Origin of the sequence: Halanaerobium polyolivorans, from assembly GCF_020711195.1 — a bacterium.
Lineage (GTDB): Bacteria > Bacillota > Halanaerobiia > Halanaerobiales > Halanaerobiaceae > Halanaerobium > Halanaerobium polyolivorans.
This window is the reverse complement of record NZ_JAJFAT010000005.1, coordinates 118,232-132,199: the sequence shown is the minus strand read 5'-3', so window position 1 is coordinate 132,199 and position 13,968 is coordinate 118,232. Positions and strand designations below refer to the sequence as shown.

General features: G+C 33.6%; 17 protein-coding genes. All 17 read left to right on the top strand.

Annotation, left to right across the window (positions count from 1 at the left end):
• The first annotated feature begins 85 nt into the window (after positions 1-85).
• On the top strand, positions 86-1,159 hold the full coding sequence (gene gcvT / locus LJ207_RS05150; RefSeq protein WP_229344739.1) for a glycine cleavage system aminomethyltransferase GcvT: 1,074 nt from the start codon (positions 86-88) through the stop codon (positions 1,157-1,159).
• Positions 1,160-1,250: 91 nt separating this feature from the next.
• Positions 1,251-1,634: a glycine cleavage system protein GcvH gene (gcvH, locus tag LJ207_RS05145; RefSeq protein ID WP_229344737.1), complete on the top strand. Its 384-nt coding sequence runs from the start codon at positions 1,251-1,253 to the stop codon at positions 1,632-1,634.
• Between the two features lie 3 nt (positions 1,635-1,637).
• Entirely contained in the window at positions 1,638-2,975 is a 1,338-nt protein-coding gene (gene gcvPA / locus LJ207_RS05140; RefSeq protein ID WP_229344735.1) for an aminomethyl-transferring glycine dehydrogenase subunit GcvPA, read from the top strand.
• Complete coding sequence (gcvPB, locus tag LJ207_RS05135) at positions 2,976-4,409, top strand: aminomethyl-transferring glycine dehydrogenase subunit GcvPB (protein ID WP_229344733.1); 1,434 nt, start codon at positions 2,976-2,978, stop codon at positions 4,407-4,409.
• A 124-nt stretch (positions 4,410-4,533) separates the two neighbouring features.
• Positions 4,534-5,082, top strand: a complete 549-nt coding sequence (locus tag LJ207_RS05130) for a tetratricopeptide repeat protein (protein WP_229344731.1) — start codon at positions 4,534-4,536, stop codon at positions 5,080-5,082.
• 61 nt (positions 5,083-5,143) lie between these two features.
• Complete coding sequence (locus LJ207_RS05125; RefSeq protein WP_229344729.1) at positions 5,144-5,323, top strand: DUF951 domain-containing protein; 180 nt, start codon at positions 5,144-5,146, stop codon at positions 5,321-5,323.
• 55 nt (positions 5,324-5,378) lie between these two features.
• Positions 5,379-6,470 carry a redox-regulated ATPase YchF gene (gene ychF, locus LJ207_RS05120; protein WP_229344727.1) on the top strand — a complete coding sequence of 364 codons (1,092 nt, stop codon included), beginning with the start codon at positions 5,379-5,381 and terminating at the stop codon, positions 6,468-6,470.
• A 54-nt stretch (positions 6,471-6,524) separates the two neighbouring features.
• Complete coding sequence (locus LJ207_RS05115) at positions 6,525-7,031, top strand: phosphatase PAP2 family protein (RefSeq protein ID WP_229344720.1); 507 nt, start codon at positions 6,525-6,527, stop codon at positions 7,029-7,031.
• A gap of 134 nt (positions 7,032-7,165) precedes the next feature.
• Positions 7,166-7,465 carry a 30S ribosomal protein S6 gene (gene rpsF / locus LJ207_RS05110; protein ID WP_229344712.1) on the top strand — a complete coding sequence of 100 codons (300 nt, stop codon included), beginning with the start codon at positions 7,166-7,168 and terminating at the stop codon, positions 7,463-7,465.
• A 24-nt stretch (positions 7,466-7,489) separates the two neighbouring features.
• Positions 7,490-7,954, top strand: a complete 465-nt coding sequence (locus LJ207_RS05105) for a single-stranded DNA-binding protein (protein WP_229344710.1) — start codon at positions 7,490-7,492, stop codon at positions 7,952-7,954.
• Between the two features lie 28 nt (positions 7,955-7,982).
• Entirely contained in the window at positions 7,983-8,195 is a 213-nt protein-coding gene (rpsR, locus tag LJ207_RS05100; RefSeq protein WP_229344708.1) for a 30S ribosomal protein S18, read from the top strand.
• An 82-nt stretch (positions 8,196-8,277) separates the two neighbouring features.
• On the top strand, positions 8,278-9,159 hold the full coding sequence (locus LJ207_RS05095; RefSeq protein ID WP_229344707.1) for a DUF2232 domain-containing protein: 882 nt from the start codon (positions 8,278-8,280) through the stop codon (positions 9,157-9,159).
• Positions 9,160-9,189: 30 nt separating this feature from the next.
• Entirely contained in the window at positions 9,190-9,633 is a 444-nt protein-coding gene (gene rplI / locus LJ207_RS05090) for a 50S ribosomal protein L9 (protein WP_229344705.1), read from the top strand.
• 208 nt (positions 9,634-9,841) lie between these two features.
• Positions 9,842-10,888, top strand: coding sequence for a mannonate dehydratase (uxuA, locus tag LJ207_RS05085; protein WP_229344703.1), 1,047 nt, complete (start codon positions 9,842-9,844; stop codon positions 10,886-10,888).
• Between the two features lie 30 nt (positions 10,889-10,918).
• Complete coding sequence (locus LJ207_RS05080) at positions 10,919-11,776, top strand: SDR family oxidoreductase (protein WP_229344694.1); 858 nt, start codon at positions 10,919-10,921, stop codon at positions 11,774-11,776.
• A 168-nt stretch (positions 11,777-11,944) separates the two neighbouring features.
• Positions 11,945-12,871, top strand: a complete 927-nt coding sequence (locus tag LJ207_RS05075; protein ID WP_229344692.1) for an AEC family transporter — start codon at positions 11,945-11,947, stop codon at positions 12,869-12,871.
• 50 nt (positions 12,872-12,921) lie between these two features.
• Complete coding sequence (locus LJ207_RS05070; protein WP_229344691.1) at positions 12,922-13,947, top strand: LacI family DNA-binding transcriptional regulator; 1,026 nt, start codon at positions 12,922-12,924, stop codon at positions 13,945-13,947.
• Positions 13,948-13,968: the final 21 nt, after the last annotated feature.

Genomic DNA, 13,968 nt, shown 5'->3' with positions numbered 1-13,968 from the left:
ATTTAGTCTGGCTCCCTGTTTTTAAATTTTTGAATTAACAATAGTTTTTTGGCTTGATTTGACTTAAAATTTAGGAGGCAGCAATATGAAAAAAACTCCCTTGAATGAAATTCACAAAGAAGCTGGAGCTAAAATGACTGATTTTGGTGGTTGGGAAATGCCGGTTGAATATAGTGGGATTATTGACGAACATCTAGCAGTCAGAAAGAAATGTGGACTTTTTGATGTTTCTCATATGGGTGAGCTGCTGCTCACCGGCAGTAGGGCTGAAAAATCACTGCAAAAGATTATTACAAATGATGCTCAGAGACTTGATAAGAATAAGGTTCTCTATACACTAATGTGCAATGAAAATGGCGGTATAATAGATGATTTAGTGGTTTACAAACTGCAAAAAGATAGTTTTTTGCTGGTAGTTAATGCTTCTAATACTGAGAAAGACTTTAATTGGATTAAAAAACACCTAGATGGAGATGCTCAAATAGAAAACATGACTGAGCATTATGCGATGCTCGCTCTACAGGGGCCAGATTCACAAAAAGTCTTGACTAAACTGACTGATCTTAACCTGCAAGAAATAAATTATTATAATTATAAAGAAGGAAAAGTTGCAGCTAAAGACATGATTATTTCGCGGACTGGATATACAGGGGAGCTGGGTTATGAACTTTATTTTAATGGAGAATATGCAGAAAAAATTTGGCATGATATAATGAAAGCAGGTAAAGAGTTCGATATCCATCCAACAGGATTAGGAGCTCGTGATACTCTTAGACTTGAAAAAGGATATCCTCTTTATGGAAACGATATAAATGAAAAGATCAATCCTTATCAGGCAAGCTTAGGCTGGGTAGTTAAGCTAGATAAGGGTGATTTTATTGGTAGAGAAAAACTCAAAGCTTTAAAAAACAGCTGCTGTGACAAACAGCGCTTTGCTTGTGTAATCCAAGGCAGAGGAGTTGCTCGCAAAGGACATAAAGTATATGTTGAAGATCAAGTCATTGGTGAACTAAGCAGTGGCAGTTATTCTCCTCTACTCAAAAAAGGAATTGCTATGGGATACATAAAAAGTGATTATATTAAGCCCGGCAATGAGATTAAGATAAAGGTTAGGAAAAGATTTTTAGAGGCAGAAGTTGTTGAGCTGCCCTTTGTTTAACATTTAAGATATTGTTTCTAATTTGTTTGGTCGTTAAAGTTTTATTATTCTTAAGTTAAAAAATCAGCATAAACTAAAAGGAGGAATTAGAATGAGTGTTAAAGAAGGCTTATTGTATTCTGAGGACCATGAATGGGTAAAAAAAGAAGATGATCTTCTGGTTATTGGGGTTTCTGACTTTGCTCAAGAAGAATTAGGTGATATTGTTTTTGTAGAATTACCTGAAATTGGAGAAGAATTTGAAATTGGTGATAGTTTTGGAGTGCTGGAATCTGTAAAAGCTGTTTCAGATACCTTTATACCTGTTAGTGCTAAAGTAGTAGAAATCAATGAGGTATTGTTTGATCAACCAGAACTGATTAATGATGATCCTTATGGTGAAGGCTGGTTAATTAAGGTTGAGGCAGAAGATCTCTCTGAACTAGAAGAATTATTATCTGCTGAGGAGTATGCTGAATTTTTAGAGGAGGCTTAAATAATGGATTATATCTCAAATACTGCAGCAGAACAGGATGAAATGCTCAAAGAAATTGGTGTTAAGGCAGTTGAAGAACTTTTCGCAATGATTCCTGAAGAAATTTCTTTAGACTGTGAGTTAGATGTAGAAGCGGGAATTTCAGAAATGGAATTAATGGATTTAGCTAAAGAGGCTGCTGCTAAAAATAAAAGTCTGGAAGAGATGACCTCTTTTCTGGGAGCAGGGGCTTATGATCATTATGTTCCTTCTATTATTGATCACCTTATTTCTCGCTCAGAATTTTATACAGCCTATACTCCCTATCAGGCTGAGCTCAGCCAGGGTACTTTGGAAGCAATGTATGAGTACCAGAGTATGATTGCTGAATTAACAGGGATGGGGATTGCTAATGCTTCAATGCTTGATGGAGGTTCTGCAGCTGCTGAGGCAGTAACAATGGCCTCCAGAATTTCTCGAAAGAAAAAAGTTATTTTAACAGAAACTATTCATCCTGCCTATAAAGAGGTAATCAAATGTTATGGTAAGGGACATCAGCTTGAATTCTTAGAACTTAAAAGTAATTCAGAAATAATGGATCCGGCAGTAATAAAAGAAAATATAGATCAGGAAACTGGGGTTTTAGTAGTACAATATCCTAACTTTTTTGGTTCTTTAGAAAAGATGGAAGAGATCGCTAAAATAAAAAAAGAACATAAAAAACTCATTTTTGTGGTAATAGCAAATCCAGTATTACTTGGTCTTCTTAAAGCACCTGCTGAATTTGGTGCAGATATAGTAGTAGGTGAAGGCCAGGGCCTGGGGAATGGACTTAATTATGGAGGTCCTTATCTTGGTTTTATGGCTTGTAAAGATGAAAGAATAATGTTAAGACAACTTCCCGGTAGAATAGTTGGTAAAACCACTGATGTAGATGGTAAAGAGGGTTTTGTTTTAACCATGCAAACTCGAGAACAGCATATAAGAAGAGAAAAAGCTACCTCTAATATTTGCACAAATGAAGCCTTAAATGCTTTAATGGCAACTATTTACCTTGCTACAATGGGCAAAAAGGGTTTAGCAGAGGTTGCAGAACAGTCATATCATAAAGCACATTATTTAGCGGAAAAAATAGATCAGTTAGCCGATTTTGAAGTAAGCAACAAAGAAAACTTTTTCCATGAATTTCTTGTAAAAAGCAGCAAAGATATAAAAGAAATCAAAGCAAAACTTTTAGAAGAAGATATTATTGCTGGTTATGACTTAGATAAAGCTGGCAAAAAAGGTCTGCTTGTATGTGTAACTGAAAAAATTTCTAAAGCAGATATGGATAATTTTGTGGAAAAACTGGAGGTGCTTTAAGTGGAGGAAAAGCTAATTAAAGACTACAGCAGCCCCGGTAGAACGGCATATTCATTACCTGAGTTAGATGTTGAAAAAAGAGATTTAAACTCAGAACTAGGAGGCTATCTGCGAGAGGATTTAGATCTACCTGAGGTTAGTGAAGTAGATGTAGTTAGACATTATACTGCTTTAAGTGAATTAAACTATGGTGTTGATTCAGGAATTTATCCACTTGGCTCCTGTACGATGAAATACAATCCAAAACGCAATGAAAAATTAGCAAGAATTCCTGGTCTAAGTTATTTGCACCCTTATCAAGATGAAGATCAAGTACAGGGATCTTTAGAGATCTTATATGATTTAAAACTTGATTTAGCGGAAATCAGTGAAATGGATGAAATAACTTTACAACCGGCTTCTGGAGCTCATGGAGAATTCACTTCTTTGATGATTGTTCGCCGTTATTTTGAAGCAAGAGATGAAAACAGAAAAAATGTAATTGTACCAGATTCAGCTCATGGGACAAATCCAGCTACAGCTAAAATGGCCGGCTATAATGTAATAGAAATTGCCTCTAATCAAAGAGGTATGGTAGATTTAGCAGCTTTAAAAGAAGCAGTTGATGAAAACACAGCTGCTTTGATGCTGACAAATCCTAATACACTGGGGATTTTTGAAGAAGATATTTTAAAAATTACTGAAATTGTTCATGAGGTTGGTGCTTTAGTTTACTATGATGGTGCAAACATGAATGCTATCATGGGCTATGCTAAGCCAGGAGATATGGACTTTGACTTAATGCATTTTAATCTTCATAAAACCTTTTCTACTCCTCATGGTGGAGGTGGTCCAGGTTCTGGACCGGTTGGAGTTAAAGATTTTTTAGCCCCCTATTTACCAAAACCTCTTTTGAAAAAGGGTAAAGATAAATATTATTGGGATTATGAGCGGGAAAACTCAATTACTAAAGTACACAGTTTTTATGGTAATTATGGTGTAATGCTTAGAGCCTGGGCATATATCAAAACAGTTGGTGGTTCTGGACTAAAAAAGACTACCGAAAACGCAGTTTTGAATGCCAATTATCTGAAAGCACGTTTAAGAGAAGAATTTGAACTTCCTTATGCCGAAGAAAGTTTACATGAATTTGTTTTATCTGGTAGTCGGCAAAAGGAAAAAGGGGTTTCAACCCTTCATATAGCTAAAAGACTATTAGATTATGATCAATATGCTCCAACAATATATTTCCCACTGGTGGTTAAAGAAGCAATTATGATTGAACCAACAGAAACCGAAAATATTGCCACCTTAAATCGTTTTGTGGAGACTTTACTGAAAATTTCCCGGGAAATAAAAGAAGATCCGGAATTAGTTAAAAATGCTCCTCATAATACTTCAGTTCGTAGGTTGGATGAGACTCAAGCTGCTAGGAATCCTGATCTTCGCTGGTAGTTTAAGCTTGATATCTAAGTTAAGAATTAAGGAATGGCCCCATATATTTGGGGTCATTTTTGCAGTTTAGCTTCTTTATGTGATATAATACTATATTGAAGTTATGAAAAGTGGGTGAATATATATGAGGGAAGCAGATTATGAACAAAGTTTAAGTGAAAAAGAGCTGCAAAAATATCAAAAAATTGTAGAGTTTATTGATAAAAGCAATCATAAAAAAGCTTTAGAGAAATTAGAAATATTTATAGAAGAGAATCCCGATTTTATTCCTGCTTTAAACAAAAGAGCTGTCTTATATATTTATGCTGAAGAATTTAAAAAAGCTGAGGCAGAATTAGAAGAGCTTCTTAATTTAGATCCAGATTTTGCCCCAGCTCTGACAAATCGCGGCAGTTTGGCCAAAAAGAAAGGGCAAAAAAGCAGAGCAAAAGAATTATACAAAAAAGCTGTAGAGATTAATCCTGATTATGGACCTGCTTACAATAATCTGGGGGTAATTTATCGAGAAGAAGGAAACTATTCACAATCAGTAAAATACCTTAAAAAAGCCCGAAAAAGAGGTAGTATTAATTATAAATATGATCCAGATAAAGCTTTTTATAAAGACCCGGGTTGTATTTTTGTTTTAATTTTAGTTTTAGCATTAGCTCTGAGCATCTTTTTTTTGATATAGTTTAATATTAATTTGAACTAAGGAATAATTAAAACTTTAGTCATGACAGGAGGTAATTGAATTGCCAGAAGAATTTGAAGTTGGAGATAAAGTTAAATTTAAAAAATCTCATCCCTGTGGTGGTGATGTTTGGGAAGTTTTAAGGGTTGGAATGGATTTTAAACTTAAATGTGAAAAATGCGAAAGAATAATAATGCTGCCCCGCAGTAAGTTTGAAAAAAGTTTTAAGAAGAAACTATAGCATAAGAATATAAGTTATATAATTATTTATTTAGATTAGGAAGGAAGATTATTGAATGAAAATTGGAATTGTTGGTCTGCCAAATGTGGGGAAATCCACACTTTTTAATGCATTAACTGAGGCTGGTGCTGATGCAGAAAATTATCCTTTTTGTACTATTGATCCAAATATTGGAGTAGTACCAGTGCCAGATCCTAGACTTGATTGGTTAGCAGAAATATATGAGCCTAAGAAAAAAACACCTACAGTCATAGAATTTGTTGACATTGCAGGACTTGTTGAGGGAGCTAGTAGGGGTGAAGGATTAGGTAATAAGTTTTTAGCCCATATTAGAGAAGTGGATGCTATTGCTCAGGTGGTAAGATGTTTTGATGATAAAAATATTTCTCATGTAGATGGTGATATCTCTCCTGACAGAGATATAGATATTATTAATACCGAATTAATGATGGCTGATCTTGCTGCTGTAGAAAAGCGTTTAGAAAAAACTGAAAAACAGGCAAAAAGTGGCGATAAAATTTATCTAAAAGAAGCAGAAACTTTAAAAATGCTTATAAATACATTAGAAGAAGGCAAAAACATCAGGCAGTTAGAACTTGACCAGACTGCAAAAAGATTGGTTAAAGAATTACAGCTATTAAGTGCTAAACCAATTATTTATCTTGCCAATGTTAATGAAGATGAAATAGATAGTCCAGATAATGAATTAGTTGAAGCTGTTAAAATACATGCAGCACAAGATGGTGCAAAAGTCGTCGAAATAAGCGCTAAAATTGAAGCAGATATTGCCGAACTAGATGAAGACGAAAAAGAAATGTTTTTAGAAGAATTAGGTGTAAATGAATCTGGTTTAGATAGAGTAATTAAAGCAGGTTATGAACTTTTAAATTTAATCACTTTTTTAACTGCTGGAGAACAAGAATGTAGAGCCTGGACAGTAGAAAAAGGATCAACTGCTCCTGAAGCTGCCGGTAAAATTCATTCGGATATGGAAAAAGGTTTTATCAGAGCTGAGGTTGTCAGTTTTGAAGATCTAAAAAGAGTGGGAAGTATGGCAGCTGCAAGAGAAGAAGGCCTTTTAAGGTTAGAAGGTAAAGATTATATTGTTCAAGATGGAGATGTCTGTCATTTCCGTTTTAATGTTTGATTAAAAAGCTGAGTTTTTATATATTTAAAATAATAAATGTAAAGGATATATATTATGCTAAAAAGTTTAGATCAATTTATATTTTTTAAATTATTTAATTTAGCTGCAGAAAATGAGTTTATTGCTAGAACTGCAGTAATAATTACAAATTATTCATCTAATTTATTCGCATTTGTATATTTTATAATAATGGCTTATTTATTATCTCAGCTTAATATTAAGATCATACCATTTATTATTGGACCAGCTACTACTTATCTTAGTGTACGATTAATAAATTGGCTTTATTTAAGACCAAGACCTTTTGTAAGTTTAGAAATAGAAAGTTTGATTGAACATAGTGCTTGTGCTTCTTTTCCAAGTATGCACAGCAGCAGTGCTTTTGTAATTGCAATAGCTATTTATAATATCTATCCAAGATTTGGCAAGTTGATGCTTGTTTTGGCAGTAATTACTGCGGCATCAAGGGTCATAGTCGGAGTACATTATCCCTCCGATCTTTTGGGCGGCCTTATTTTAGCGGTTTTAATAAATACTATCGTCTTTAATTTCTTTATTTAAAATTAAATTATAAGCACAAAATGCATAATTAAACTTGCATCTTGGCTTAATAAATGCTATAATTTAGATTGGTTAAAAATCCATGCTCTGCTAGCAGCAGGGCCATTAGTCCGTGTGGAGGAGGTGAATGATTAATGGAATTAAGAACAAGAACTTATGAGACAACTTTTGTACTTAAGCCTGATCTTGAAGATGAAGAAAAAGAACAGATTTTAACAAGGGTAAAAGATACAATTCTTGCCCATGATGGAGAAATTACAGAAGTAGATGCCTGGGGTAAGAGACAGCTTGCCTATGAGATTAAAGATTACCGTTCAGGTGATTATACGATTTTAGAAATGAACGCTAAAACTTCTGTTGTAAAGGAATTGGAAAGAATTTTTAAGATTATGGATGGTGTTATTCGTTATTTAGTAGTAAAAAAAGAATCTTAATATATATTTAGGTGGTGAATTGTTTTGTTAAATAGAATAGTTTTGATCGGCCGCCTGACAAGAGATCCAGAACTCCGTTATACAAGTAATGGCACTCCAGTTTGCAATTTCACGCTGGCAGTAGAAAGAAATTATACTAATCGCCAGGGAGATAGAGATGTTGATTTCATCAATATAGTGACCTGGAGAGGTTTAGCGGAAAACTGTGCCCGTCATCTTGGTAAAGGTAGATTAGTTGGTGTTGATGGATCACTACAAATCCGTAAAAGCGAAAATAATAATAGGACCTATATTAATCCTGAAGTTAATGCAGATAATGTTCGTTTTCTTGACTTTGGGAAAAATCAAAATACAAATCGTGGACAAGCCCAAGCTCAAAACAATCAAAAACAGGACAGCAGCAACAATGAGAATGCTGCTCAAAATGATGATTTTGATGCTCAGTTTGATGATAATTTCGATGAGGATGATTTTGATGTTCCATTTTAAGTTTAGATTTACAAAGGAGGTAAAATAAATGCCTAGAGGACGTAATAAATCATGCCATTTTTGTGGTAGTGATAAAACTATAGATTATAAAGATCTGAGAACTTTAAAAAGATATCTGACAGATCGCGGCAAAATTATGCCAAGAAGAACAACTGGTAATTGTTCAAAACATCAACGTGATATTACAATAGCAGTAAAAAGAGCACGCTCAATTGCTTTACTGCCTTATGTAAAAGAATAAGTATTTAATAAAGGGGGCAAAGTATATGCTGGAGCCTCCTTTTTTTAATCATTACTGGCCGGTATAAGAGGTGATGGAATATATGATAAGAGAATATAAGGACAGTATAAGAGTTTTAGCATATATATTAATTTTAACTGCCATAAATTATCTTTTTCCCTTCCTGTCTTTAGCAGTTATGCTGCTTTGGCCGGTTCCGATAGTTTATCTTGTTCAAAAGGCAGAAACACCCCGAGTTATTTTGGTTATAGCTGCAGCTGCAGTATTAAATGGGGTCTTTTTTGGAGCTTTTATGGGCTTGATTACTGTAATAGGCTTTGGAATGGTTGGTTTTATAATTGGAAATGTAATTAAAGAAGATCTTTCTCCTTTAAAAACCCTTATTATTTCAGTAATAGCTGTGATAATTTCTCAGGCTTTAGTTGTTTATATTTCAGCTAACATGGTGGCTCTAAATTATCAAAATTTAATTCAAGAAGCAGTTAACACCATAGGAGCTGAACTGGAAGACCAAAATTTAGAACAGCTCATTAGAGCACAAATGACCTACATAAGGATAGTCTTCCCATCTCTACTGGCTATTGCAGCAACAGTAACAGGGATTTTTAATTATTATTTATCAGCCTGGTATTTGCGCAGAAGAGGTTTAAATATTGATTTATATAAAACAGTCAGCAGTTGGTACTTACCGCGTTGGCCGATTTCTATTTTAATAGTAATTTCTCTTTTGCTGCGGACAGAGCCTGTTTTTTTAAATTTGCATGTTTATTTATTTTTTCTAGCTTTTTTACAGGGCTTTGGAGTTTTGATGTATTTTTTATCATACAGAAATAGTTCCCTAGTTCTAAAAACTTTTATAATATTTTTGATCTTTGTTTTTCCACCGATTTTTATGGTATTAATTTTACTTGGCTTAATTGATCTGTGGTTTAATCTTCGCAATCAAAGCAGTCAGCCTGGGTAAAGTTTTCTAACTCAAAGGAGGTAATAAAGAATGAAAGTAGTTTTAACTGAAGATGTCAAGAAACTTGGTTCGCAAGGTGATGTGGTAGATGTTGCAGATGGATATGCAAGAAATTACTTATTCCCAAGGGGCTTAGCTGTTGAGGCAACCAAGGGAAAAGTTAAAGAAATCAAAGAAAAAGAAGCAAAAAAAGCAAGAATAAAAAGAGAGAAAAAAGAAGAAGCCAAAAAGCTTAAAGAGAAACTAGAAGCGGAAAAGTTTGTCTTAAAGGTCAAAGCTGGAGAAAGTGGTAGGTTGTTTGGCTCAGTAAATACTAAAGATATTGCAGAAACTGCTGCAGAAAAAGGTTATGATATTGACAAAAGAAAAATCGAATTATCTGATTCAATAAAAACATTAGGCATGCACAAGGTAGAAATTAAACTTTATGATGATATAAGTGCAGAATTAAATATTAAGGTAGAAGAAAAGTAAACTATAATAAGCAGCCCCAAGAGCAAATCGCTTTTTGGTGGCTGCTTTTATATAATTTATTGCTAAAAAGTATAAATTTTTGTTCAGATCAATAAAAAAGCAGGAATTGTTGTCAGGATAGAGAATTAAATTATAAGAGAAATAAAATTTTTTTATTATCTTGAAAACGCTTTCAAAAACAAATAACTTTAAAAGAAGGAGTGATTTAATGCAATTATCTTTTCGTTGGTATGGAGATGATGACCCGGTAACTTTAGAAAAAATTAGACAGATTCCAGGTATGGTAGGGATTGTGACTGCAATTTACGATATTCCTGCTGGAGAAGAATGGCCTTATGACAAGATTGTAGCCCTAAAAGAGAAGGTGGAAGCAGCAGGTTTAAAAATATCTGCTATCGAGAGTGTTCCGGTTCCAGAAGAAATTAAATTGGGAATTGAACCGCGAGATTTATATATTGATAATTATAAAAAAACAATCAAAAATCTTGCAAATGCAGGAATAGAAGTGGTGACCTATAATTTTATGCCTGTTTTTGACTGGACTAGATCAGAATTGGATTATGAATTAGAAGATGGCTCTCAAGCACTTATTTACAATGAAGAAGAAGTTAAAAAAATGGATCCTCTCAGTGGAGAACTTGATCTTCCAGGTTGGGACACAAGTTATGAAACTGATGAATTAAACAAGCTGATGAAAGCATATCATGAAATCAATGAAGAAAAGCTGTGGGAAAATTTAAAGTATTTTCTCGACGAAATAATCCCAATTGCAGAAGAAGAAAATATAAAAATGGCAATTCATCCTGATGATCCACCCTGGTCTATTTTTGGGCTGCCTAGAATAATTGTTGGCAAAGAAAATTTAAGAAAATTTTTAGATCTAAATGACAGTCCTGCCAATGGTTTAGCTCTTTGTTCTGGTTCCTTAGGTGTAAATCCTGATAATGACGTGCCTGCCTTGATCAGAGAGTTTGGTAATAGGATCCACTTTGCTCATGTTAGGAATATTAAGCTTACAGGTGAAAACAGCTTTGAGGAAGCAGCTCATTTGAGTGAAAAAGGTTCTCTTGATATGTATGAGATTATGAAAGCATATCATGATGTTGGCTTTGAAGGTCCGCTTCGTCCTGATCATGGAAGAATGATTTGGGGAGAAACTGGTAAACCTGGTTATGGCTTATATGATCGTGCTTTAGGAGCAACTTACCTTAATGGGCTCTGGGAAGCAATTAAAAAAAATGAGAAGAATTTATAGCAAGTTCAAATTATTGGGAGGTAAAAATTTATGGAATTACCATTTGAATTAGATTTAAAAAAGAAAGTTGCTGTTGTTACTGGTGGAGCAGGAGTTCTTTGTAGTACATTTGCTGAGGCACTAGCAGAAGCAGGTGCATCAGTAGCTATTTTAGATATAAATTTAGAAGAGGCTGAAAAAGTTGCTGATAAAATCAATGCTGGTGGTGGATTTGCTTTAGCAATTAAAACAAATATTCTTGAAAAAGAAAGCTTAGAAGCAGCCAGAAAAAAAGTTAGAGAGAAAATGGGTAGTTGTGATATTTTAATTAATGGTGCAGGTGGAAATCATCCAAGTGGTACAACTAGCAAAGATTATTTAGAACCCAAGGATTTAGAAGCTGTAGAAGAAGATATAACTACCTTTTTTGATCTCGATGCAGGTGGCATTCAGTTTGTTTTTAACTTGAATTTCTTAGGAGCATTATTAACCTCACAGGTTTTTGCCCAAGATATGGCCAAAAAAGAAAGTAGTACAATTATTAATGTCTCTTCTATGAATGCCTTTACACCATTAACCAGGATTCCAGCTTATAGTGGAGCTAAAGCTGCAGTATCAAACTTTACTCAATGGTTAGCTGTTCATCTTTCTAAAGTAGGAGTGAGAGTTAATGCATTAGCACCTGGATTTTTTGAAACAGAACAAAATCAAGCTTTATTAAGAGATGAAGATGGTGATTATAGTGCTAGAGCTAAAAAAATATTGGGTCAAACACCGATGGACCGCTTTGGTGAACCAGAAGAACTATTAGGTACTTTATTCTGGCTGGTAAGTCCAAAAGCATCTGGCTTTGTTACTGGAACGGTTATTCCTATTGATGGTGGTTTTTCAGCCTATTCAGGAGTATAATTTTTTGCTTAAAAATTAAATAATTATAGGGAGTTCAGCTTATTATAGTTGAACTTCCTCAATTATTTTTCTTGCAATATTGAGTTAATTAAGATAGCATTTAGATAAATCATTTTAAAAAAAGTCATAATAGTTAAAACAGTTAATCCAACAGGAGGCTCTATAGAGATGACGGGAATATTTTCAGTTTTAGAACAATTATTTTTAATGGGGGTTTTAATTAGCCTTGGTTTTTATCTGAATCGTTCTGATAAAATCAATCAATCAGCTGAAAAAGGAATAGCTGAATTGACAATTGATATCGCTTTTCCAGCTTTAATCTTTACAAATATTATTAGAGATTTTGACTTAAATATGTTGAGAGAATATTTAATTGTACCAGTTGCGGCAATAATAATAACTTTATTAACAATAGCTGTTGTAATTTTAATCGGCAAAAAACTTAGCTATTCTCAAAAAGAAAGAGAAGAGTTTACTTTCATAACAGCTTTTAGCAACAATATTTTTGTAGGAGCCCCAATTTGCCTGGCTCTTTTTGGCAGTCAGGGTCTAATTTTAGCTATTTTATATGACTTTGGAATGCAGATGATTTTATGGACTTTAGGAGTTTCGATGTTAAAAGATCAAGCAGAAAGAGAGAACAGTAATTTCCTGGGAAATATGTTTTCTCCACCTATTATTGCTCTTTTGATTGGACTGGCAGTTGTGCTTTTAGCTATTGAACTACCTGAGGTTGTTTTAAATACAACCAACAGTATTGGTGTTATAACAGTACCGCTCGCTATGATTTTTATTGGTTTACAGTTAGGGAAAAGCAGCTTTAGTTCAGTAATAGGAAAGAAAAAAATATATCTACTTTCTTTTTTAAGACTTATTTTCTTACCTACTTTAGTCTATTTAGGACTCGGTTTTTTTTCTTTAGGCAGCCTTTTAAGAGGAGTAATAACTATTTTATCTGCAATGCCTGTCTTTGCTAGTTCTTCAGTAATTTTACAAAAATATGACCGGCCAAGTGACTTTGCTTCAGAAGCTATATTTGCTACCATTGTATTTATGGGTTTAACTTTGCCGATTTTCGTCTATTTAACTGTATAAATTCTAGATTTAAAAGAATTGACAAAATTAATATTAAAGAAGGGGATCAAATGGTTTCAATTAATGATGTAGCAGCAAAAGCAAATGTTTCTATTTCCACAGTTTCCAGGGTTATGAATCAAAATGCTAATGTGTCAAAAGAAAAGGAAAAGGCTGTGTTAGAGGCAGTAGAAGAGCTTGACTATATTCCTAATGGTTTAGCAAGAGGCTTAGTAACTAAAAATACAAATTCCGTTGGGATTTTGATTGCAGATATTGCTAACATGTACTATGCTAGCCTTGTAAAAAGCATTGAAAAAACCTTAAACCAGCAAGGCTATTACACTATTATAGGCAATACTGAGTGGGATAAAAAAAGAGAAGAACATTATTTGCGTTATCTCATGCAAAAACAAGTTGATGGTTTCATTTTAGCCTCCACAGTTTTAGATGATAAATATATTGATAAATTTAGCAAAAAAGGTATACCCATGGTTGTTTTAGATAGAGAAATTGAATCTGACTTAATTGATAAAATTAGAATCAATGACTATAATGGCGCTTATCAAGCTACCACTCATTTAGTGGAATCTAATTATGACTTTTTTCTTCATATTGCTGGTCCTAAAAAAGCAGCAACTGCTTTAGATAGAAGCAAAGCCTTTGTTGATGCACTTAAAGAAAATAATATTTCTGCTGAAAATTATAAAATTTTAGCGGGTTCTTTTAGGGAAGAGAGTGGAGCTCAAAAGATTGCTGATTTTTTAGCTGATTTTGATTATAAAGGAAGAAGAATTGGTATTTTTGCTGCCAATGATGCAGCAGCCTTTGGAATAATGAAAGAATTAAAAGAACGTCAGCTGTCTGTACCTGAACAATTTGGAGTGATTGGTTTTGATGATGTAAACTTTTCTCGTTATGCTGATCCACCTTTAACAACAATCAGTCGTCCTATTAAAGAAATTGGAGAAATTACTGCTTCGATTTTAATGGAAAGAATTGAGAATTCAAATGAGGGAAAATATTTAAAGAAAAATATAACTTTAAAGGTTGATTTAATCAAAAGAGGTTCTACTGCTAAATTAAATTTCAATTAAAAAGGTCTTTTTCTAAAATTA

Bases quoted from the DNA above. Each gene is read 5' to 3' on its own strand.
- rplI (WP_229344705.1), top strand. From the start codon at position 9,190: ATGAAAGTAGTTTTAACTGAAGATGTCAAGAAACTTGGTTCGCAAGGT.
- rpsR (WP_229344708.1), top strand. From the start codon at position 7,983: ATGCCTAGAGGACGTAATAAATCATGCCATTTTTGTGGTAGTGATAAA.
- LJ207_RS05130 (WP_229344731.1), top strand. From the start codon at position 4,534: ATGAGGGAAGCAGATTATGAACAAAGTTTAAGTGAAAAAGAGCTGCAA.
- rpsF (WP_229344712.1), top strand. From the start codon at position 7,166: ATGGAATTAAGAACAAGAACTTATGAGACAACTTTTGTACTTAAGCCT.
- LJ207_RS05115 (WP_229344720.1), top strand. From the start codon at position 6,525: ATGCTAAAAAGTTTAGATCAATTTATATTTTTTAAATTATTTAATTTA.
- gcvPA (WP_229344735.1), top strand. From the start codon at position 1,638: ATGGATTATATCTCAAATACTGCAGCAGAACAGGATGAAATGCTCAAA.
- gcvT (WP_229344739.1), top strand. From the start codon at position 86: ATGAAAAAAACTCCCTTGAATGAAATTCACAAAGAAGCTGGAGCTAAA.
- LJ207_RS05075 (WP_229344692.1), top strand. From the start codon at position 11,945: ATGACGGGAATATTTTCAGTTTTAGAACAATTATTTTTAATGGGGGTT.
- LJ207_RS05070 (WP_229344691.1), top strand. From the start codon at position 12,922: ATGGTTTCAATTAATGATGTAGCAGCAAAAGCAAATGTTTCTATTTCC.
- LJ207_RS05095 (WP_229344707.1), top strand. From the start codon at position 8,278: ATGATAAGAGAATATAAGGACAGTATAAGAGTTTTAGCATATATATTA.
- uxuA (WP_229344703.1), top strand. From the start codon at position 9,842: ATGCAATTATCTTTTCGTTGGTATGGAGATGATGACCCGGTAACTTTA.
- gcvH (WP_229344737.1), top strand. From the start codon at position 1,251: ATGAGTGTTAAAGAAGGCTTATTGTATTCTGAGGACCATGAATGGGTA.
- ychF (WP_229344727.1), top strand. From the start codon at position 5,379: ATGAAAATTGGAATTGTTGGTCTGCCAAATGTGGGGAAATCCACACTT.
- LJ207_RS05080 (WP_229344694.1), top strand. From the start codon at position 10,919: ATGGAATTACCATTTGAATTAGATTTAAAAAAGAAAGTTGCTGTTGTT.